Here is a 22229-nt window from a genome sequence, read left to right as displayed (position 1 = left end):
GGCGTTCGCCCGTTCAGTAACGGGCGAAGAGGCGGCGGGTGGAACCGTCCAGGACGACCGTCCCGCCGTACGGCAGGATCCACTGCGGGCGCGTATGGCCGAACGGCACGCCAACGCAGATCACTGCCTCCGGGTTGTAGCGCGCGACCACGTCGACCGCGGCATCCCGTTGCGCATCACGCAGCTCCTGCGCCTCGGCCGGCGATGGGTGGAACTCGAAGTCGCTGACCGGCGGCCTGGCCAGGACGACGCCGTCGATGGCGTTCAGGATGCCCCGCTCGCCGAGGCCGCGCAGCCAGCGTGCGACCCAGCCTGCACTCGAGCGCTCCTCGCTCGTCTCGAGGAGCAGGATCGCTCCCTCCAGATCGGATGCCGCAGGAAGCCGGTCGACCCAGGCCAGGCCGTCGAGCACCTCCAGGCATCCGCCCCAGGTGCGGCCTTCGACGCGTCGTTCCGGCCCGCTCCACGTCCATGGCTCGGTCGGCGCACGGTCGCCGTACTCGGTGAGCGCACGAGGATCGGCCCAGCGGCGGCCCACATCCTCTGACTCCCCCGGTTCGGTGATCTCGATCTCGGCGGCCTCGATCAGCGCGGCCCGCAACGACCGCAGGTGGATCGCGTCCACCGCCGGCCCAGGCCCGAGCTGGACCGCGGTCGATCCGCCGTGGTACCCCGCGATGCCGAGCCCCCACAGCCAGTTCAGAATGTTCGTGTTGTCGCTGTAGCCGAGGAACGGTTTCGGGTCGGCGAGGGCGAGGGACGCGTCGAGATGCGGCACGACGAGCATCTGGTCATCTCCGCCGATGGTCGCGAGGATGCCTCGGATCGAAGGGTCCGCGAGGGCGGCATTGACGTCGGTCGCGCGCGCCACCGGGCTCGCGTCGAGCATCCGTGTCGTCGGATACTCGACGGGCACCAGACCGGTCGACTCGATCAGCCTCCGCAGCGCCTGCTCGTGCAGCTCGGGCGCCACCGCGGGGGCTGCGAACGCGGGCGACAGGATGGCGACGCGGTCACCGGGGCGGAGCTTGGGCGGGATGCGCATGGGTCCATCCCATCACGAGTCGCGGCGCGGACGCGTCAATGGATGTTGACATCTGAACCTCGTCAACGTAAATTGACGATCGGAGGGCATCATGAGCACGCGCACCGCCAACGCCACGGACCCGACAGGCGAGCCGATCGCAGAGCTGCACCGGCTCGCGGCGCTGCGCCGCGAGATCGCGCAGTCCGAGGAGGCTCAGGTGCGCCGCGCGCGCACCGCCGGATACTCCTGGCAGGCGATCGCCAGCGCCCTGGGCGTCAGCAAGCAGGCCGCGCACCGGCGTTTCGGGCGCGCATAGTCGTCGAGGCGGATCAGCAGGTCCGCAGCACCGCTCCCGCAGCGGCGCGCTCGCGATCGTCGATGCCGAGATCGTACGCGCCGAGCACCCCCACCCACTGCTCGACATACGCGCAGCGCAACGTTGGCTCCGGCGGGAGCCACTGCGCCGGCCCCGACGCACTCTTGGACTGATTCGTCTCCTGGGACGCGGCGACCAGGTTCTGCGGATCGTTCGCGAACGCCGTGCGCTGCTCGTCGCTCCAGGCATGGGCGCCGTGCTCCCACGCCCAGGCGAGCGCTACGACGTGATCGATCTGCACCAGCACCGAGGTGTCCTGGCCCGAGACGAAGGCCACCGCCGAACCGTCATACGGATCGATGAGCTCACCGGCGAGCACCTTGCACTCGCGCGTGCCCGGCTTGAACACCGGATCGAGCAGATCGCGCCCCAGGATGTCGTTGCGAGTGTCGCACCCGTTGCGATCCACGTCGGCCCAGCGCTGACCGAACAGGTCGCGGTCGTAGTCGTACGGCGCCTGGCCCGAGACGGGCGCCAACCCTTCGAGGACATCGAGCGCCCGCGCGGAGGCGTCGACCTGGTCGGCCGGGCCCGTCGGTGGCTGCGGATCGGATGCCGTGGGAGACGGCGTCACCACGGCATCCGCTTCCGGCGTCGACGCAGGCATCGGCGTCGCGGCCGGCCGTCCTGACGGAGGTCCGCCCGCGGCGGGCGACGAGCCGAGATTCATGACACCGACGCCGATCGCTACGGCCACGATCACCAGCGCGATGGCGCCGGTGCTCCATGTCCTCCGACGAGAACGCGGCGGCCGTCGGCGGTGCGTCCGACCAGCCCCACCGTTCTTCGGCCGCCCCGCCCGAGGATGGGGCGGCGGAGCGCTGCCTGCGGGCGCGCGATCACTTCCCCCCGACGGACGCGGGGGCGGAGCCGGCGCCACCTCAGATGCCGCTGTCGTAGGTGTCGGGGTCGATCTCGACCGCGATGGCGCGCTGCGGTGCGTCCCACAGACCGATCGCTCCGATGGGCAGGGGGCCGGCGACATCCACTCGCCAGACCAGGTCGATGCCGGCGCGGCCGGAGCCGCGGAACGGCGCCGTCACCACCCTGGCATCGTCGTGGAAACCCAATTGCCGCTCCAGCCGATCGGGCATGACGAGATAGCTCGTGACGTTCTCGTGATGGCCCTCCTGCACCTGACGCGGGGCCAGCCAGCTCGCGCTGAGGGGCGTCACCGGCTCGCGCCGGCCGGCCAGCGAATCGAGAAGGAAATCGTCCCAGGCGATGCCGTCGTCGATGCCGATCGGGTCGGTCATGTGCGCCAGGGCATCCAACGGGTTCTCATCGATCGCCGTGACCCGCGGCTTGCTGCCGTGCAGCGAGTGCCGTTGGATCTCGCCCATCAGCTCACGCAGTCGCGGCGCGGCCACGCGCGTCAGGACCGTCTCCTGCGACATCGCGTCGCGCAGCATCCGTCTGGCGTTGTTCGACGAGTGCGGAAGGTCGTCGTCGAGTGCTCCGACGCCGAAGGACGCGCCGTCCTGCCCGAGCTCGGCGCCGACTTCGCGCACGAGATCCCGGAACGCATCGGCGCGCCAACCGCGGCGCAGCAGGTGCTCGGTGGTCATCCGCCGCAGCCGCGTGGCCGCGGCGTAGTCGGTCTCGACCACCGTCCCGATGTTCATCGCGAACGGCAACGACTCCCGCGCGACCTCGTAATCGGGTTTCGACTCCCACTCCGGACGAATGGCCCACGGGTGATGGACTGCCCTGGCGAGCAGGTCGAGCCAATCGACCGTCTGACGATGCAGCGAGGACAGCCGGGCGAGCTCGCGTCTGGCGTGTCGAGAGGCATCCGAGATGTGCTCGAGATGCGCATGGGTGAGATTCACGTGCCGCTGGAACGTGGACCAGCCCCGATGATAGGCCGCGAGGAAACCGATCGTCAGCAGCACGCCCACCACGACGCCGAGGGTGATGGTCCCCCATGTCTCGGGGTACCAGAATCCGACCCGCCGTACGGTGTCGCGCAGCTCGGGGATGAGAACCGGAAGCAGTTCGACGAGGGCGACGACGCCGAAGATCACGAGCCACGCGACGAGCATCCGCCGGTGGAACGCCTTGCGCAGGCGGATCAACTCACCGGGCATCGGCGCCCGAAGGCGATCGATCTCACGGGCATAGCGCGCGACGGCGGTCTGGGCGGCGGTGCGGTCGGCGTTGAGCGCCGCGAGCAGACGCCACGTGAACGAGCGTTCGCGCCCCACGGCCCAATCGTCGTAGGAGGCGAGCGCATCGTCTCGGCGGCGGCGCTCCGCCTCGGCTGCCCTGGCGCGGGATGCTGCCGCGTCGCGTCGCGCCTTGGCGTCCTCCCACTGCACGCGCATCTCGCGTTGCATCTGCTCGCGGTACTCGCGGTTCGCCGTCTGCTCCGGGGTCTCCGGCACGGATGACTGGAGCGGTGCTGCGGGAGCAGGTGGGGCGGGAGCAGGCGTCTGCTTCGCGGGCGGCGCGGGCTCGGAAGCCTCAGCGTCGTCCTGGCCGGATGCCTCAGGGTCGTCCTGGCCGGTCGTCTCAGCGTCGTCCTGACCCGAAGCCTCGGCGTCATCCTGGCTTGTCGTCTGCGGCTCGTCAGGAGACGGGTCGGAACGCCCGTCCTGGTCGGAACGCGTCTCGTCCGAGTGCGCATCCTGACCGGCGTGGGGGACGTCCGAGTCCGGTTCGGCTGCCGAGTCCTGGGCCGCCACGACGACCTCCGCCGAGCGACCGGCGGACGCCGCAAGGGCGCGACGTGACGTCGGGACCACCGCATCCGGCTCTCCCGGGCGCGCCGATCCGGACGCCTCGGGCGTGGCGGGCGACGGTGCGACCGCGGTCTCCACCGCGGTCTCGACCACCGGCGAGACCGCGGCGGGCGGCGCGGGCACGGTGACGGGCTCCGGCAGCAGCCGGAACGCGTGCTCCGCGGCTGCCATCTCGTTGGCCGCCTGCTGCGCTTCGCCGACCCCGGCGCTGGCCCATGCGGCCAGGTGCGTGCGAGGCTCACCCGCCGCCAGGATGTACCAATCCACGGGTACGGGAAGATTCGCAGGGCCCGCTTCGATCGTCCAGACATCACCCGGGTCGGGGAAGACGTCCGAGACGCGGCCGAACACCGGGACCTTCTCCTCGATCTTGACGAAACCGAGGTCGGAGAGGTCCGAGCTGCCGTCCAGCGACCCGAACACGAGCTCGCGCAGACGCGCCCACAGTCGCGGTGTCGTCCGCACTCCGCCGACTCCGACGGGGGCCGCCATCGCGGCCCTCGCCGCCTTCTCGGCGTCGAAGATCTCGTCTCGACGGGCGATGAGCTGCGCGTCGCGCGCGTCGAGCACGGAGTCGAAGTCCTGTCCGACGATGTGCGTGCCGTCATCTGACTGCAGCTGGCGAGTGAGCGCCCTGCCGGTCCTGGACGTGATCCAGCGCCACGTCCATCGCGGCATCGACGCCAGCTTGTCGGCGCTGAACGATCCGAAGCGGCGCAACTGCTCGACGATGCCGATGCGGTCGCGGTCCGGCTGTCGCTCCTCGTCGATCGGGTGGAAGCTCAGCGCCCCCTGGTCCAGCGACATCGAGGCGGCGACCATCTGCTCCACGTATCCGGGGACGAGGCCGTCCTCGATGAACGCGGTGCCCGTCGGCGGCGACCCGGCACTCGGGTCGATGAGCAGCGAGTCGGCTCGGCTGGCCAGGTCGAGCACCTGCGCCGCGGTCCTGCGGCCGAGCGCTTCGGTGATCACGGCGTTGACGAACACCCGGGACACCCAGACGCTCTGGTGGCTGGATGCCTCGCGCTGCACGAGCTCGAAGCTCCCGACCCCTGCGCCGTTCCACAATCCTGCGACGCTGGCGAGGTGCATGAGCGCGAACCCGACGAAACGGTCGTTGTCGCGGACGAACGCGTCCCCCGACCACGGGGTGGAGCGATCCTCCGGCGAGGCCACGACGACCGTGCCGTACTCCGACGCCGCCCAATCCACACGCTGCTGCAGCTGGAACTCGGTCGGCGCGCAGATGAGCGTCAACCGGGAGAGGTCCGTGGGCTGGTCGGCGATGCTCACGGACGGCACTGCCATCGGCATGGCTTTGACGAGGTACTCCCCCACCTGCTCGGCGATGTCATCCTGTTCGGCGTCGATCTCGCGCGAGGGAACCGCCGAGCGGAGCTTGACGAGCCGGACGAGGGTCAGACTCTCGCGCGCCAGGGATTCGAAGAGGTCGACATCGACCGCCGTCAGACGGTGCTCACGATCGAGCACGAGGATCGTCGCGCCGATGCGCGGCGGGCCGGAGCGCGCGCGCCGCACGTGCTCCGGACGCACCCAGAGCGCCGGGCCGAGCAGCCCCATCCTCGTCCACTCGCCGGCGAGCGCGAGCAGCGTCTCACCCTGCTCCCCACTGGGGAGCAGGATGACGCTCACCTTGCGATCCGGCCAGGACGATCGGACCATGTCAGACTCCGGTATCCACGGCGCGCGTCGCCATGACCGCCGAAGACAGGCTCTGCAGGGCTGCGGCCACCCGATGGCGGATCTCCCAGCTCACCGGGTAGTCGTACACCGACACCGAGAAGTCGTGCTCGGCGACCTGCGAGCGGAAGTTGGCGTACTCGTCGCCGAAGTAGTCGCGCAGCGCCTGCTGACGTTCGGCCAGCGTGCCGGAGGCCTCTCCGGCACGCGCGGGGGCGGGGACAGGGGCATCAGGCGCGAGTCGCCCCTCCTGCACCCAGCGCACGAGCGTGTCGGACATCTCGAGATCGTCACCGCCGAGGAAAGCGAGGATCTGGTACGGGCGCAGCGGCTCCAGCGACTCCTGCGTGTTGCACAGCGCCAGGGCGATCGTCAGGGACTGCATGACCACACCGGGGTAGTCGTACGGCTGGGTGCGCCTGGTGTCCAGCAGCGGACGAGGGAAACCTGCGTGGCGACGCGACTCGGGGTCCCACAGCGACAGCCCCGGTCCTCGCTCGCCGCCGTCGCCCTCGACCTTCAGCCACCCCAGGGCCTTCGCCACGTACCAGCCGCGGATCATCGCGTTGATCACGGTCGGGTCGGCCGGAATCGCCTCGCCGAGCAGGCGCGATCGCTTGAACCGCCAGAACGCCTCTCGGCTCTCCTGCGTGTTCGACTGGCGCAGCCAGTCACGCGCGATCGGCTCCATCACCGAGTCCATGACGATCGGCTGATACGGGAACCCGCTCATCGCGAACACCTCGATGCCCTCGACCCGCGCATCCTGGAACCAGCTGTCCGAGACCGCGTCGTTCCAGAAGCCCATCGCGCCGAGCACCTGCTTGGTGACCGCATACATCTCCGTGCCGGCCTTGAAGGGGATCGAGCTGAACACCAGGCTGGTGGCCTCGTTGATGGCTTTGTCGTGCACGAGACGCAGCAGCGTCGGGTTGAGCTTGACGAGCGGCTCGCTCGCGCCGAGCGCGGACTGCAGCTGCTCGCGGAACTTCTCGCGCCGCCGACCGAACACGTCGGGTGCGAGTTCGGACTCGTCGAAGAAGCTCCGCAGGTCCTCGGTGACGTACGCGTTGAAGGCGGTGCCCTCGCGGCGCATCCACTTCCGAGCGCGGTCGACGTAGGCATCCGGCGTGGTGGCCATCGTGAACCGCGGGTTCTGCGGCGACCGGGAGGCCTCGGGGTCGGCTGTCACCGACGGCTTCCATGTGCGGGCCTGGTCGATCATCGACCAGGTGCCGGCGTCCTCTTCGCTGCGCGAGACGGCGGCGACGCCGACGATGAGCTCGCGCACGGCGTCGAGGATCGCGTCCGCGAATCGGCCGGTCCCCGAGGAGAACGTGGAGCGGACGAGGCTCTCGAACTCTCGCGGGTACTCGTCCTGCTCGACCAGAAGCCGCTCGTTCGGCGCGGGGGTGTACTTGCGCGGAACGGTCGAGTCCTCGCGCTTGGGCCAGAAGTCGTAGTCGTTGTCGCGGTCGTCGGCGGTCTTGCGCGCCTTCACGCGCAGTGCGAGCTCCTTGTACGCACCCTCGAGGTGCACGCGCAGCGGGGTGAGGAACTCCCGTCGCAGCTCGTTCAGCAGCTGGGCCGCACTGCGGCGCAGCGGTGCCTCCGCGGCCCATTCGAACGCCTGCTGGATGCGCTCGACGGCACCGATGACGGCATCCTGATCCGGACGGATCGACTGCTGGTTGGGCGCGCTCTGCAACTGCTCGCTGACCAGGGACGGCAGGGACTGGACCCATTCCTCGTGCATCTGGGCCTCGGACTCGAGTCCATCGACCGTGCTCTTGAGCGTGCGGTCGAGACGTGTCAGCAGCTCGACCACGACCGGAAGCCCGTTCGTCGCGACGTGCTCAGCGATCACGCGGAGCATCTCGCCCGGCGCCTCGCGCTCCCACGTGTCCAGCAGAACCTGCCGGTGGTTCTGCTCGACGCGCAGCAGCTCTGGCTTTCGCACCGACCATTCGGCGAGCAGCCGCTGGCTCCAGGTCGTGAGGTCCAGGCCGCCGTTCTTGTCGAGCTGGGCCGGGTCGTTCAGGCGCAGCTGGATGTCCTGGCCGAGCTTGGTCGCCAGCGCCGCGCGCTCGGCGGCAGGACGCAGTTGATCCGTGACGTCGTTGTGATCCTCGGTGTCCTCGTTCAGTCGCAGCTCGCGGATGAACAGCTGGTAGTCCTGGTCGGCGCGGACCGAGATCCACTCGGCTTCCGTGCGCTGGGCGAACAGGGGGTCCGCCTCGGTGTGCGCGTACAGCATCCGGTCGATGACGGAGCGTGCCAGGCGCTCCGCGGAGTACTCGAAGAACTTCTCCCTGCCGAGCGTGACCCGACCGAACCCCATCGACGAGAACGCCGGCGAGTGGTGGGCCGAGTTGATGAGTCCGGTGGCGTCGGGGAGCACGTTCGCTCCGACGCGCGCCTGCCAGTTGCCCGAGGCGTACGCGGTGATGCTGTCCTGCACGCGGTCGTCCGTGATCCAGGCCGCGAGGCTGGCGGAGACGGCGTTGTAGACCTCGCTCTGGTCGGCGAAGGTCACCTTGGAGTTGCTGCGGCCGACGATGAACGGATACGCGGCCCCCACCCTGTCGCGTGCGCCGCCGTACGACGGAGCGACGCCCTGCGTCTGCAGCAGTTCGATCGTCGAGCTCGATGGAGTGTCGGTCCAGAAACCGTTCATGGTCTCGGCGATCGCCGCGAGCGCGTTGCCCGGGGTGCCGGCGGTGACGCCGAGCTGATCGAAGACGTCGGGGGCGTAGAGAATGCTGAAGACCTCGTTCGACCACGGATACTGCTTGGCCGTGGACTTGACGATCTCGATGATGTCGAGGAACTGACCGGCGCCGGACCCGCCGGCGACCGACGAGACGACGATGACCGTCGGGCTGCTGTTCGCCGACTCGTCCCTGGCTCGCAGAGCCCGACCCAGCGTCTGCAGCTCTGCAAGGGCCGCGGCATCGCCGAGTCGGGCGATCGCGTTGCGCGCGGCGACGGCGATGTCCCTGGTCGATGACAGCGCGACGGCGCGACCGACCGCACGGAACTGCCCGGCGCCCTTCGTCACGTCGACCCTGACGCGACGGGGATCCGGCAGCTGACGCTCGATGTCCGAGTGCACGCTCTGATTCGTCGCGTGGGCGCCCTCGATCGTCTTGTAGACCGTGTCGTAGTTCGCACCGGCCGAGACGAGGCCCTTGTACTCCTGCGCCGGGAGGAACGGGGCCGGGTAGTCGACGCCGTCCTGCACCGTTGGCGTATCGAAGTGAAGGAACTGCCAGGCGGCGGGAATCCCGCCGTTCCAACCGGCCTGCTGCAGCTTGAGCTCGAGCTGGTACTTCAGGCCGCGCAGCGTCTTTCCGCCGGAGCCGCCGACGCCGATGATGAGGAAGGGACGAAGCATGATGTCTCTCTGTCTTTCGCGATCGGTTCGGGTGTCAGGGCCGCGGCGGGGGCGGGGTGCCCGGGCGCGGAGGAGGCGGAGTCCCCGGGCCGCCGGAGCGCTGCGGTGCTCCTGACCCGCCGCGGGCGGGTGGAGCGGTCGCGCCGCCGGCTCGGCCGGGAAGCGGAGGAGGCGTGCCGCCGTCGGACGACGGTCGCGGCGCGGGCGCCGGTGCGGATGCCGGGGAGCCCGTCACGGGCCGCGCCGCTGCCCCACCGGGGCCGTTCGTCGCGGACGAGGCCTTCGCCCTGTCGCTCTCGACGAGCTCGGCGCGGGCGCGGTTCACCGCTTCGGCGAGAGTGGAATCCACCGTGATCTCGGCGAGCCGCTGCGCGTGCTGGCCCTGATCGCTGGGCGATGCCCGGTGGTAGATGACGACCGTGCCCGTGACGGAGTCGCCGCGGGCGGTCCGACGCAGCTCGGATTCGGGCACCACGACGCCGAAGAAGCGGTCCAGCGGCAGCTTCGCGAAGCGCAGCCGACGCCGCGAGTCCGTGGACCCCGTCGCCATTCGGCCTGCTCGCGCGGTGATGAGGGCTGTCCCCGCGGGGGCCGTGACCTCGTACCACGGCGCGCGCAGCGGGAACCACGGCACGCGCGCCCGCAAGGCACCGAGCACGGGGTCGGAGATCGAACGCTCTCCGTCGGACGGCGACCGGTATGCGAAGGCGTCCGACAGGGCAGTGCCCTGAGTCGGTGCGGTGATGTGCACGGCGCTCGTGCCGATCTCGATGGGGAACGCCGCACGCTGCGTGCTCTTGGGCACGTCGATCCGAGTGGTGAGCCAGTTCAGCACCCACAGCACCAGCAGCGGCAGCAGCAGGCCGACGGCCAGCAGCGCGAGAGCCAGCAGCAGTACGGCGGCCGTGTTCACCGGATGGGTGGAGCGGAACTCGACCGGGACGTTCTGCTCGACGGCCTCGCCGTTGGCGGACGCGAAGGTGATCGGCACCATGGCCGCGACATCGCTGTCGGCCGCGATCTCATTGGTCGCCGCGACGGGGATCTGCACCTCGCCGTTCTCCGGGACGGCGACGCAGCCGTTCTCGTCCAGGCCTGCGAAGCTCCACCGCCACGTGTCGCCGCGATCACCGGCGTCGCTCGCGATCGTGGTCCGATCGGCCGCGACGCAGGCGGTGCCCGCCCCGTTCTGGCTCGGCCCGACGATCGTGATGACTCCCTCGGCCCTGCCGTCCGCGCCCTCGAGATCGCTGAGGCGTGTCGGCGGGTCGGTCACCGCGTGCGGGAAGTCTGCGCCGAGCGTCAGCGTGATCGTCTTCTGCGTCGTCACCGGGGCGAGCGGGAGGTCGTGCTCGGCAGTGCGCAGCGGATCGATCGAGGCGGACACATCGATCGAGGCCAGGTTCACATCGGCCGGCAGCGGGATCGTGATGCGTCCGGTGTCCTGATCGACGGTCGCCTCGGGCAGGGCGGTGCGCTTGCCCTCGGAGAGGTAGGAAGCGCTGAACGCCGCCTCTCCGAACCCGCCGAGATCCACCGCCTCACCGTCGATATCCCGCACCGTCGCGCTGAGGGCCGCCGCGAACGAGCCATCCGCCGACATCTCGATCTCATTGATGTCGTCGAATTCGATGCCCAGGTCGCTGAACAGGTAGAGCGACGAGGTCGTCCGGTTCTCGGCTTCGAGTCGCCAGCGCCCTTCGGCCTCGTCGTCGACGGCGACCTCGATGATGCTCACGCCGACATCGGTCTGCACAGTCGCCCACTCGGCGGCGTCTGCCGCGTCGGAGGAGACGGCCGGCAGGTCCGATCCTTCTGGTGGGTTCAGGGTCCAGTCGCCCGACACGATCACGCGGAACCGCGAGACGCCCTGGTCGATCCAGAATCCGCCGTCCTCGTCGAACGGCTGGGGAAAGCCGCCGGCGACCTGTGCGCCGAGCTGCAGGAACACCAGCGACAGGGCATCCGGCGCGTCCGCGTTCACGAACGCACCGTGCACGAACGTGTCGGGCATCGGCTGCTGGCCGCAGACCGGGTCAGCGCCGGGAGCCCCGCCCTCGACGAGCGTCTGCATGGTGCCCGAGGCATCCGCCGCATCCGCTCCGACTGCGAGCAGCGCACCCACCACGACGACGCCGGACTGACGGAACGAGTTGAAGACGCCGTAGCCGGAGGGCTGGGCACCGCGGTCGTCCAGAACCGCGCCGCACATCGCATTGAGGGCGTCGAAATCCTCCGTCTGCTGACCGTCGGGCGCCTTGATGTCGAGCGCACCGTCCGTGAGCCAGATGAGCATCTGGCACCCTGGTGCCGTGCTCTGCTGGTCGGCGAGCTGCCGCTGCGCGCCGGCGAGCGCATCCGGCCAGTTCGTGTAGCCCTCAGGACGCTTGTTCTCGATCGCAGCGGCGAGCTTGTCCGGGCTGCCGGCGTCGTAGCCCTGCCAGTCGATCGCCTCGGAGTAATCGGTCGCGAAGAAACCGGCCCCCCAGTTCACCGTGATGTCGTCGCCGAGCGCACCGAGCTGCGACAGGCTGTTGCCGAGGATCTGGGCGCGCACCATGTCGGGATCCGAGCCTGCGCCCCCGCCATCAGCCCGGCGCAGCGACGTGGACGAGTCGATCAGGTAGTAGACGTTCAGGGTGCTCTGCGAAGCGAGGCAGGCGCGCAGATCCGCGATGGCCGCGCTGCCCGAGTCCGACAGCTCGCCGTTCGAGACCGCCGTCGCGACGGGGGCGACGGCCGTCACGGGAGCTGCTGCGGCCGAGCCGGTCGCCCCGAAGGACGCCACCAGCGCGATGATCGTGGTCACGACCGCGGTCCTGAGCCGCGTGATCCTGGTCACGAGAGCCCCCAGGCCTCGGACAGGGGCACGCTGAGATTCAGGATGTGCCAGATGCCGATCACGACAGCAGGCCACAGCGCCCAGCGCAGCGTCGATGTGAAGCGCGCGTCGATCGCGAAGTTCGCGTTTCGACGCAGACCCGCCCGCTGCCCGATCACATCCCACCCGTAGCAGGCGATCACGATCAGCGGCGTGAGCAGATAGCCGACGAAGCTGAGCCACCAGTGCTCGGCGAGCACGAGCGGCAGCGGCACGCCGGGGAACAGCTCCACCGGAGCGCTGAACCCGGCGATCACGATGATCGCGATGACCAGGCTCACCACGAGTGCGCCGAGACCGATCACCATCGGGATCGGCGACGCGCCACCTGCGCGCGAGGACGGTCGTGCAGTCGCGTGAATCGCTGATGTCATCGCGTGCCTCCACCCAGACGCGGGCGGCGCCCGGCGTTGTATCCCCGTACTCCACACATTAGCGACGGCCTCCGACTCTGCCTATAAGACTCCTGAGAGCCCGACCCGTGCGATTGTCCCCCGTGAACCTGCACTCCCGATCACAGTCTCCCGCCCGACAGGAAGTACGGTCGTAGTACTCCCTTCTCTCAGAACGAGGTCTCCGCATGTCCCGCACGGCGCCCGCACGCCGCCGCGGTCGCGGCGCGCCGCAGGATGGTCCGCGCGCCACGTTCCGCCAGCTCCTCCCCTTCCTGTTCGAGCACAAGCGCACCCTGATCGTCGTCGCCGTGCTCAGCGTGTTCGGCGCCGCGACATCGCTCGTGCAGCCGCTTCTGGTCGGGCAGGTCATCACCGCCGTCCAGAACGAGCAGGCGCTCGGCGTGCTCATCTGGCTGCTGGTCGGCTTCGTGATCGTGTCGTCGATCATCTCCGGCTACCAGCATTACCTGCTCCAACGCACCGGCACGGCCGTCGTGCACTCCTCACGGCGCAAACTCATCGCGCGCATCCTTCATCTGCCGATCAGCGAGTTCGACGCCCGGCGCACCGGAGATCTCGTCTCCCGCGTGGGCACCGACACGACCCTGCTCTACGCGGTGCTGACACAGGGCCTCGCGGATGCCGTCGGCAACGCGATCCTCTTCCTCGGCGCCCTCATCGCGATGCTCGTCATCGACCCGATCCTGCTGCTGCTGATCGTGATCGTGATCGGGGCATCCGTCGCGGTGGTCATCGCCCTCAGCGGCCGCATCCGCGAGGCGTCGACCGCGCAGCAGGTCAAGGTCGGCGAGCTCGCGTCCGGAGTCGAGCGCGCCGTCGGCTCGATCCGCACGGTGCGGGCGTCCGGCGCCACCGAACGCGAGACCGCAGCGGTGTCGGAGCTGGCCGGAGAAGCGTACGGCCTCGGTGTGCGCATCGCGAAGGTCTCCGCGCTCGTCGTGCCGATCGCCGGCATCGCGCTGCAGCTGTCGCTGCTGGTCGTGCTCGGAGTCGGCGGATTCCGCGTCGCGGCCGGATCGATCTCGATCGCGGCGCTGATCACCTTCGTGATGTTCCTGTTCATGCTCGTGATGCCGCTGGCATCGACGTTCGGCGCGATCACGTCCGTCAACCAGGCGCTCGGCGCACTGGGACGCATCCAGGAGGTCCTCGACCTGCCGCAGGAGTCGGATGCCGATGCGGCGACCGCGGAGCGCGTGGGGCGAGCCGCCGATGTCTCGGATGCTCCGGCTCTCGCGTTCGACGACGTGCACTTCCGGTACCCGGACGACGTGGTGGCCGCGCGCAAGGCCGCGGCCACCGAGGCGCACAGCCTGCTCGTCGATGCGCACCTGGAACGCGACGGCGACTCGCCGGTCCCCGCCGCCCTCGACTCGAACCGCGAGGTGCTCCGGGGGATCTCGTTCTCGGTCCCTCGCGGTTCCCGCGTGGCTCTTGTGGGTCCCAGCGGTGCCGGCAAGAGCACGATCCTCGCGCTCATCGAGCGCTTCTACGATCCGACCGGCGGCTCGATCCGACTCGGCGGCCACGACATCCGCACGTATCCGCGCGCCGAGCTGCGGGCGCATTTCGGGTACGTCGAGCAGGATGCTCCGACGCTCGCAGGCACGCTCGCCGACAATCTTCGTCTGGCATCTCCCGATGCGACCGACGCCGACTGCGAGCGCGTCCTGCATGCCGTCAACCTCGCTGAGGTCCTCGAGCGCGGGCCGCTGGGACTTTCGACCCCCGTCGGCGAGGACGGCGTGATGCTGTCCGGTGGCGAACGTCAGCGGCTCGCCATCGCCAGGGCGCTGCTCACCGAGGCGCCAATCCTGCTGCTCGACGAGTCGACCTCGTCCTTGGACGGAGTCAACGAGCAGCGGATGCGCGAGGCGATCGACGCCGTCGCCACCGACCGCACGCTCGTGGTGATCGCGCATCGGCTGTCCACCGTGGTCGACAGCGACGTCATCGTCGTGCTGCAGGACGGCCAGGTCGTCGGTCAGGGAACCCACGCCGAGCTGATCGAGACCACGCCACTGTATCGAGACCTCGCCCGCCACCAGCTTCTCGCCTGACCCTGCCGACTGTCCCCGGGCGAAGCAGCGTCAACGGCTCTCCCAGAAGCGGACTATTGCGCGGTCCTTGCCGGCGCGCTTGGCCGCGTACATCGCTTCGTCCGCGCCCGCCATGAGTTCCGCCGCCGACGGCGGCGATCCGGTCTCGTCGGGCCGCCAGGCGAAAACACCGACGCTCGCGGAAAGAGGCTCGGCTCCGGCCTCTCCGTCTCTCGGGGCACTGATCGCCTTTCGCAGTCGGTCGGCCAGGTCGAGGACACGGTCCGGCTCCATGTCGCCGACCGCGACGAGGAACTCGTCGCCCCCGAGTCGTGCGACCGTGTCGCCGACGCGTATCGCGGCAGCAAGTCGCGCTGCGATGACGCGCAGCACTTCATCACCCGCTGCGTGCCCCCAGCGGTCATTGATCTGTTTGAATCCGTCCAAGTCGAGGAAGAGCACGGCGCACACACGGCCGCTTGCGAGCGGTGCTGCCAGGAGTGCGTCGAGGCGCTCCTCGAACAGCAGCCGGTTGGGGAGCGTGGTGAGGGGATCATGCAGCGCGTGATGCCGCGTCTTCTCCTGCAGCCGAAGATGCTCGACGACCCGCTCCGCCTGCGCCGCGATGGAACGCAGGGTCTCGAGCTCATCGGCGTCGAGTGTCCGCGGGCGACGGAACCAGCACCAGATCTCCCCCAGAACCGACGCCGAACCTTCGGCACCCCGGACGATCGGTGTCGCGACAAGAGACTCGACCCCAGCCGAACGGAGGGCCGCGGCCTCCTCGGGTGGCAGGTCGGCGATCTGGTCCGGATCCCGATGGACGCGCTGGCCGCCGTCCGGCAGAAGCCGCTCGCCCGGCAGCACTCCCTCCGGCGCGCGCCCCCACTCACGGATGACGACTCCAGTGGACGCTGATGTGTCGACCAGCCGTACGAGCGACCAGCCCGCGGTCGTCGCCGTCGTCGCCGCCGCCGTGAGCGTCCTGCCCAGATCGCCAAGGCCTCCGGCGATGGCCAGCGCGCTCGTCGCCTCCTGCAGGACGCTGAGTCGCCGGTGCGCGAGGTCAGCTGCACGGCGTGCTTCGACAAGTTCGCGCTCGAAGTTCGAGCGGGCACTCGCCTCTACGGCGGCGACGTACACGCGTCGTCGTCCCGACGGCTCGTCGCCCACGACGGCGTTCAGCAGCACGACGCGTTGGCGCTGGCGTGTGTCGACGACGTCGAGCACGATCTCGCGGAGCCGTCCGACCTCGAGGAGCCTCGGCATCACCTTCGTCTCGTAGAGCAGACGCGCGGACGGCGTCAGCCACTCGACGATATTGCGCCCGCGCAGGCTCTGCCTTCCGGCTCGACCGAACCATTCGCCCAGCGTCTCGTTGTGGGAGAGCACCGTCCCGTTGAGATCCAGCGCGAACAGCGCTGCGGGACTGCGAGCGAGGAGATCGAGGTCGTCTGGTGCGGCTGGCAGCATGCCCGGCGCCTCGCTCACAGAACGGTCCGGATGTGTTCCGCGATGAGTTCGGGTTCCGTCAGGTGCACGAAATGTCCGGCGGTGTCGAGTCGGACGAGTTTCGCAGACGGCATCCGCTCGACGAGATACGCACCGATATGCGGTGGGCAGATGATGTCTCCGGTGGACTGCAGAACGAGGCTGGGCGTGCGGATCTCACCGAGACGATGGCGGACGTCGCTGAAGAACACCACGCGCGCGAAATGCGTCGCGACGTGCTGAGGCGTCGCCGCGAAGAGACCCTTGACGCGATCGATGACATCGGGAAGGTCGTCGCGCGCGGTGACTGCCGGAGCCAGCGACGCCGCCCAGGCCGGCTGGTTGGCCTCGATGCTGGCCAGCAGGCCGAGCACATCCTCGCGTTGGAATCCGCCGATGTAGTCTCCATCATCCACGTAGCGTGGGGACGGACAGACCATGATGAGCCACGCGAACAGCTCCGGTCGCCTGATCGACGCCAGCGCCCCGATCATCCCGCTGATCGAGTGCCCGACGAAGATCACATCGCGGGCGCCGACAGCGTCGATCACCTCGATGAGGTCTTCGGCGTAACCGTCGAGGGAATCGTAGCGGCGGGCGTCGTACGCCGCGATATCGGACGCGCCAGAGCCCACGTAGTCGAAGAGGACGACACGGAACCGTTCCGCGAATCGCTCCGCGATCTTTCGCCACGTCGTCTGATCGGTGCCGTAGCCGTGTCCGAAGACGATCACGCGCCCGTCGTCCGGTCCGAGCACGGTGACGGCGTTGCGTCGCAGCACGGTCGCGCTCGAGAGCGGTGCATCGGAATCGGCGCGGGTGGCTGAAGTCACGGCTCCTCCTGAGGGCACTGTCACGCCGAGAATACGCGAAATCGACCGATCAGGCGGGATGCGACGCGACGGCGGGATGCCGGGGACCACTCAGCCATGGGTTCGTCCCTGTCATCCCGCCGTCGCGGGTCTTGCGCGGCGCTCAGTTCGCCCGGGCGAGCCGGTAGCGCAGCGAGGCCAGTTCCGCCCGCAGCGCGGCGGGGAGCTTGTCGCCGAAGGTGTCGTAGAACTCCTCGATGCCGTCCGCCTCGGCCTGCCAGGCCTCGGCATCCACCCGGAAGAGCTCATCGAGATCGGCGTCCGGGATGTCCAGGCCGGCCGTGTTGAGATCGGATGCCAGCGGAAGCCGGCCGACCGGGCTGTCCACGGCCGCCACCTCGCCGCCGATACGGCGGATGATCCAGTCGATCACGCGCGAGTTGTCGCCGAATCCGGGCCACAGGAACCGGCCGTCCTCGCCGCGGCGGAACCAGTTCACCTGGAAGATGCGCGGGGCGCGATCGAAGCGGAGCCTGCGTCCGACATCGAGCCAGTGCGCGAAGTAGTCCCCCATGTTGTAGCCGCAGAACGGCAGCATCGCGAACGGGTCGCGGCGCAGCTCGCCCACGGTGCCCTCGGCGGCGGCTGTCCGCTCGGACGAGATCGTCGAGCCGAGGAAGACGCCGTGCGCCCAGTCCGTCGCCTCCACGACCAGCGGGACGTTGGACGCGCGCCGACCTCCGAAGAGGATGACGTCCAGCGGGACGGCCTCCTCCCAGTCATCGGAGAGCTGCGGGCACTGCGAGGCAGCGACCGTGAAGCGCGAGTTCGGGTGTGCGGCCGGACGGCCGGAGTCCGGCGTCCAGGGGTTGCCCTCCCAGTCGATGAGGTCGCTCGGCGGAGTGTCGGTGAGTCCCTCCCACCACACGTCGCCGTCGGGGCGCAGCGCGACGTTCGTGAAGATCGTGTTGCCCCATAGCGTCTCGACGGCGGTCACGTTCGTCGATTCGCCGGTGCCGGGCGCCACGCCGAAGAAGCCGGCCTCCGGGTTGATGGCCCACAGTCGGCCATCCTCGCCGGGGCGGATCCAGGCGATGTCGTCGCCGATCGTCTCGACGCGCCAGCCGGGGATCGTCGGACGCAGCATGGCGAGGTTCGTCTTGCCGCAGGCCGACGGGAACGCGGCGGCGACGTGGTACCGCCGGCCGTTCGGGTCGATGATCCGGATGAGCAGCATGTGCTCGGCGAGCCAGCCCTCGTCGCGGGCGATGACCGAGGCGATCCGCAGCGCGAAGCACTTCTTGGCGAGGATCGCATTGCCGCCGTATCCGGAGCCGTAGGAGTACACCTCGAGCGTGTCGGGGAAGTGCACGACGTACTTCTCGTCGTTGCACGGCCACTCGACGTCGCGCGCGCCCGATGCCAGCGGGGCACCGACGGTGTGCACGGTGCGCACCCACGGCGCTCCGCCGGCGATCTCACGGGTCACGGCGTCGCCGACCCTGGTCATGATGCCGATGGATGCCACGGCGTACGCGCTGTCGGTGATCTGCACGCCGATGTGCGAGAGCGGGCCGCCGACGGCGCCCATCGAGAACGGGACGACGTACATCGTGCGGCCGCGCATGGAGCCGGAGAACAGGACGTCCATCTTCGTGCGCATGGCGCCGGGCTCCGCCCAGTTGTTGGTGGGTCCCGCGTCCTCCTCACGCTCCGAGGCGATGAAGGTGCGCCCCTCGGTGCGCGCCACATCGCTCGGGTGCGAGCGGGCGAGGTAGGAGCCGGGGCGCCACTCCGGGTTCAGCTTGATGAGCTTGCCCTCGTCGACGAGGCCGCGCAGCAGCGCGTCGTTCTCGGCACGGGACCCGTCCACCCAGTGCACGGCATCCGGCTGGGTGAGGGCGCGGATCTCCTCCACCCAGGCGCGCAGGTCTGCCATCCCCGGTGTGTCGTACGTCGGCTCCGCCCCCAGCGCGCGCACGGGTGCCACGGAAGCTGCTCGAAGGGTGAAGGTCTCGGCGATGGCCATGTCCGCTCCTTTGAAGAGTAGGTCGATATGGCAATTCTGCGCCGAACAGAGCATGACTTTCGGGCGGTGAGGCGCATAAGAACCGCGTTTCTTTCGCTATGCTCAAGGAATGAGCGGCTCCGGCATCCATCTCACGACCCTCGGTCATCGCATCCGTCACCACCGCACCGCGCGAGGCTTCACGCTGGACGAACTCGGTGCCATGGTCGGCGTCGCCGGGTCGCAGCTCAGCCTGATCGAGAACGGCAAGCGCGAACCCAAGCTGTCGTTGCTGCAGGCGATCGCACAAGCCACCGGCACCGAGGTGGCCGACCTGATCTCCGGCGAGCCGCCGAACCGCAGAGCTGCGCTGGAGATCGAGCTCGAGAAGGCGCAGGCGAGCCCGGTGTTCCGCCAGCTCGGCATCGCGCCGGTCCGGGTCACCAAGGGCATGTCCGACGAGACCATCGAGTCCATGCTGGGTCTGCACCGCGAGCTGCAGCGTCGCGAACGCGAGGCCATCGCGACGCCGGAGGAAGCGCGCCGTGCGAACACCGAGCTGCGTCTGCGCATGCGCGCGCAGAACAACTACATCGGCGACATCGAGAAGCTCGCCGAGAAGCAGCTGCGGGCTGCGGGGCATGTCACGGGAGCACTGACGCACCGCACCGTGAGCATCATGGCCGAGAAGCTCGGCTTCGAGCTCATCTACGTCGCCGATCTTCCGCATTCGACGCGTTCGGTCACCGATCTCGAGAACGGCCGCATCTATCTTCCGCCGGCGTCGATCCCCGGCGGCCATGGCCTGCGCTCGATGGCGCTGCAGGCGATGGCGCACCGGCTGCTCGGCCACACTCCCCCGACGGACTACGCGGATTTCCTCCAGCAGCGACTCGAGATCAACTACTTCGCCGCGTGCTGCCTGGTCCCCGAGACTGCGGGCGTCGCGTTCCTCCAGCAGGCGCGCAAGGATCGCAACCTCGCTGTCGAGGACTTCCGTGACGCGTTCGGCGTCACGCACGAGGCCGCGGGGATGCGCATGACGAACCTGCTCACCGAACATCTGGGCATGGCGCTGCATTTCCTGCGCGTCGACGAGACCGGGGCGATCACCCGGGTGTACGAGAACGATGATCTGCCCCTGCCGATGGACGTGACCGGCGCCGTCGAGGGCCAGCGCGTGTGCCGGAAGTTCCAGGCGAGAGCCGCGTTCTCGCAGCAGAACCGGACGACGGAGCACCATCAGTACACGGACACGCCCTCCGGCACGTTCTGGTGCTCGACGCAGACCGGCTCGTCCAGCGACGGAGAGTTCTCGATCACGGTCGGCGTGCCTTTCGACGACGCGCGCTGGTGGCGCGGCAGGGAGACGCCGGATCGCGCGGCATCCACCTGCCCCGATGAGGCGTGCTGCCGCCGTCCGGCGGCGGACGTCGCCGACCGCTGGAGCGGCAAGGCGTGGCCGAGTGCGCGCGTGCACACCCACATGTTCTCCCCGCTGCCCCGTGGGGCTTTCCCCGGCGTCGACGACAACGAGGTGTACGACTTCCTCGCCCGTCACGCGGCCGAGTGAGCCGCACGTACGCTGGAAGCATGACGATCACCCTGCATGCCCGCGCCGCCCTGCTCGACATGGACGGCACGCTGGTCGATTCGACCGCCGTCGTCGAACGGCTATGGCTGGACTGGGCTCGTCCGCACGGACTCGAACCCGAGACGGTGCTGCGCACGGTGCACGGCCGACAGGGGCACCAGAGCATGGCCCTGCTGCTGCCGGAGCGCGACCATGCCGTGAACCTCGTCGAGAACCAGGAGATGCTCCTGCGCGAGAGCGCCGACGTCGACGGCGTGGTCGAGATCGCCGGCGCTGCGAGGTTCCTGCGTTCGCTCGCCCCGTTCCCGCACGCGATCGTGACCTCGGCGGACGTGCGTCTGATGACGGCGCGGATGGGCGCGGCCGGCCTGGCCGTCCCCTCGCTCGCCGTCACGGCCGAGAGCGTGTCGCTCAGCAAGCCGGACCCGGAGGGCTTCCTGCTCGGCGCGACGAAGCTGGGCGTCGACCCCGCCGACTGCATCGTGTTCGAGGACTCTGCGGCGGGTATCCGCGCGGGCCTGGACGCCGGGATGACCGTGATCGGCGTTGGACCCCACGCGCCGTCGTTCGACCCGTCGCATCACGTCGACGACCTGACCGCGGTGCGGATCACCGCGGCGGGTGACGGCTTCGATGTCGCGATCGGCTGATCGCATGGCGGCTCACCCGCTGACGAATGCGGCGTAGCGCTTGAGCGCGTCCGCGATGTCGGCCTCTGGGACGCCGGCCAGCAGTTCGACCGTCGGATGCTCGGTGTGGCGACCGAGCGCTGTCGACTGGCGCCAGGTGCCGACGATCTCGCCCTCTGCGAGCAGGATCGGCCGGACCATGCCGTTCTTTCCCGGCCCGACCGCGCCGAAGCGCTCGGCGGGGCCGGCGATCGAACGGTCGGCGTACGAGATGTAGTACTCCTCGAACGAGGCGAGCGCCCGCACGTCGGGCACCGCACGACGCCGCGGACGGACGCGAGCCTGGAACACGCCCTCGTCGATCTCGTCCACTCGATCGGCCGCCGCTGCCGCCGCAACCCGCGACGCGGTGAGCGTGAGGCCCGACCACCACGCGAAGTCGGCGATCGTCGCCGGCCCGTGGCCGTCGATGTAGCGGGCGAACATCTCGGCCGCAGGATCGGACGGTGTATGCGCGTCGGCGACGTGGTCCTCCGCGAGCACGAAGCGCTGCTCGCGGCTGACGCCGTCGGACCGCGTGACGACCGGTCCCTGGCAGATGATGCCGCGCATCGCCAGGTGGCCGATGGCGTGGACTCCGCGTTGTCCCGTCGGATCGACGCCGATGCCGGAGAGGACGTCGAACATCTCGGCACGAGTCAGAGCGTTGCCGCCGCGCAGCGCGGCCCGCACGGCGCGTTCGATGCTCGCCAGCACCTCGGCGTCGAGGCCGAGTTCACGATACCGGGGCGCGGCGGACTGCAGCTGCCTGGCTCCGGTGACCTGCAGCATCCAGGCGAAGTCGCGTGCCGGGACGATGTGCAGCGTGCCGCGCTGCGTCCACGCGCGCACCAGCGTGCCGTCGTCGAAGAGCGCGTCGACCTGTCGCAGCGTCGGTTCTCCGCGTGTGCGCGAGGCGAGCGCCCAGCGCCCACCCCAGAACTCCTGGCTCTGCACCGCCAGCATGTGACTCGCCGCTTCTGCGAGGCCCGGGGCCGGCGCCGAGAGCAGGTGCGAGCGCAGTCGTTCGGTCCGCAGCTGTGCAGTCGTGGTCACGGAGACATCATGACGG

At 69.6% G+C, this 22229-nt stretch carries 14 protein-coding genes; 4 read left to right on the top strand and 10 right to left on the bottom strand.

From position 1 onward, the window contains the following. Positions 1-13 precede the first annotated feature (13 nt). On the bottom strand, positions 14-1045 hold the full coding sequence (locus tag ACFCYE_RS12645; RefSeq protein ID WP_376179207.1) for a S66 peptidase family protein: 1032 nt from the start codon (positions 1043-1045) through the stop codon (positions 14-16). Positions 1046-1136: 91 nt separating this feature from the next. Here ACFCYE_RS12645 and ACFCYE_RS12640 point away from each other — a divergent pair, with 91 nt between their 5' ends. Then, positions 1137-1343, top strand: a complete 207-nt coding sequence (locus tag ACFCYE_RS12640; RefSeq protein WP_376179206.1) for an AsnC family protein — start codon at positions 1137-1139, stop codon at positions 1341-1343. 13 nt (positions 1344-1356) lie between these two features. Here ACFCYE_RS12640 and ACFCYE_RS12635 read toward each other — a convergent pair whose 3' ends face one another. The 5 genes from ACFCYE_RS12635 to ACFCYE_RS12615 form a co-directional block, all read right to left on the bottom strand. Beyond that, positions 1357-2100 (bottom strand): DUF1524 domain-containing protein, encoded by a 744-nt coding sequence (locus tag ACFCYE_RS12635; protein WP_376179204.1) that lies wholly within the window; start codon positions 2098-2100, stop codon positions 1357-1359. Positions 2101-2284: 184 nt separating this feature from the next. Beyond that, the gene (locus tag ACFCYE_RS12630; RefSeq protein WP_376179203.1) at positions 2285-5833 is read right to left on the bottom strand and encodes a hypothetical protein; all 3549 of its coding nucleotides are present in this window, start codon (positions 5831-5833) and stop codon (positions 2285-2287) included. 1 nt (position 5834) lies between these two features. Next, positions 5835-9248 (bottom strand): tubulin-like doman-containing protein, encoded by a 3414-nt coding sequence (locus tag ACFCYE_RS12625; protein ID WP_376179201.1) that lies wholly within the window; start codon positions 9246-9248, stop codon positions 5835-5837. A 34-nt stretch (positions 9249-9282) separates the two neighbouring features. Then, the gene (locus ACFCYE_RS12620) at positions 9283-12057 is read right to left on the bottom strand and encodes a hypothetical protein (protein ID WP_376179200.1); all 2775 of its coding nucleotides are present in this window, start codon (positions 12055-12057) and stop codon (positions 9283-9285) included. Positions 12058-12086: 29 nt separating this feature from the next. Further along, a complete protein-coding gene (locus ACFCYE_RS12615) occupies positions 12087-12503 on the bottom strand; it encodes a hypothetical protein (protein ID WP_376179199.1) in 417 nt (138 codons plus the stop codon). Between the two features lie 206 nt (positions 12504-12709). On the opposite strand from ACFCYE_RS12615, the gene ACFCYE_RS12610 reads away from it, so the two are divergent. Then, positions 12710-14605: an ABC transporter ATP-binding protein gene (locus ACFCYE_RS12610; protein WP_376179197.1), complete on the top strand. Its 1896-nt coding sequence runs from the start codon at positions 12710-12712 to the stop codon at positions 14603-14605. A gap of 30 nt (positions 14606-14635) precedes the next feature. Here ACFCYE_RS12610 and ACFCYE_RS12605 read toward each other — a convergent pair whose 3' ends face one another. The 3 genes from ACFCYE_RS12605 to ACFCYE_RS12595 all read right to left on the bottom strand — a co-directional run bounded on the left by ACFCYE_RS12605 (position 14636) and on the right by ACFCYE_RS12595 (position 18916). Beyond that, positions 14636-16075 (bottom strand): diguanylate cyclase domain-containing protein, encoded by a 1440-nt coding sequence (locus ACFCYE_RS12605; RefSeq protein ID WP_376179194.1) that lies wholly within the window; start codon positions 16073-16075, stop codon positions 14636-14638. Then, entirely contained in the window at positions 16072-16908 is an 837-nt protein-coding gene (locus tag ACFCYE_RS12600; RefSeq protein WP_376179192.1) for an alpha/beta fold hydrolase, read from the bottom strand. The genes ACFCYE_RS12605 and ACFCYE_RS12600 overlap by 4 nt, the downstream gene beginning before the upstream one ends. Positions 16909-17050: 142 nt before the next feature. Continuing rightward, positions 17051-18916 carry a phosphoenolpyruvate carboxykinase (GTP) gene (locus tag ACFCYE_RS12595; RefSeq protein ID WP_376179190.1) on the bottom strand — a complete coding sequence of 622 codons (1866 nt, stop codon included), beginning with the start codon at positions 18914-18916 and terminating at the stop codon, positions 17051-17053. Between the two features lie 109 nt (positions 18917-19025). Between ACFCYE_RS12595 and ACFCYE_RS12590 the strand changes: the two genes are divergently transcribed. Together ACFCYE_RS12590 and ACFCYE_RS12585 are read left to right on the top strand one after the other, a co-directional pair. Beyond that, positions 19026-20468 (top strand): helix-turn-helix domain-containing protein, encoded by a 1443-nt coding sequence (locus ACFCYE_RS12590; protein ID WP_376179188.1) that lies wholly within the window; start codon positions 19026-19028, stop codon positions 20466-20468. Positions 20469-20488: 20 nt separating this feature from the next. Continuing rightward, entirely contained in the window at positions 20489-21139 is a 651-nt protein-coding gene (locus ACFCYE_RS12585; protein WP_376179187.1) for an HAD-IA family hydrolase, read from the top strand. A gap of 12 nt (positions 21140-21151) precedes the next feature. Here ACFCYE_RS12585 and ACFCYE_RS12580 read toward each other — a convergent pair whose 3' ends face one another. Continuing rightward, entirely contained in the window at positions 21152-22213 is a 1062-nt protein-coding gene (locus ACFCYE_RS12580) for a winged helix DNA-binding domain-containing protein (protein ID WP_376179185.1), read from the bottom strand. Positions 22214-22229: the final 16 nt, after the last annotated feature.

The sequence above is a fragment of the Microbacterium sp. NPDC056234 genome (assembly GCF_042267585.1).
Taxonomy (GTDB): domain Bacteria; phylum Actinomycetota; class Actinomycetes; order Actinomycetales; family Microbacteriaceae; genus Microbacterium.
This window is presented reverse-complemented; position numbering and strand designations above follow the sequence as displayed.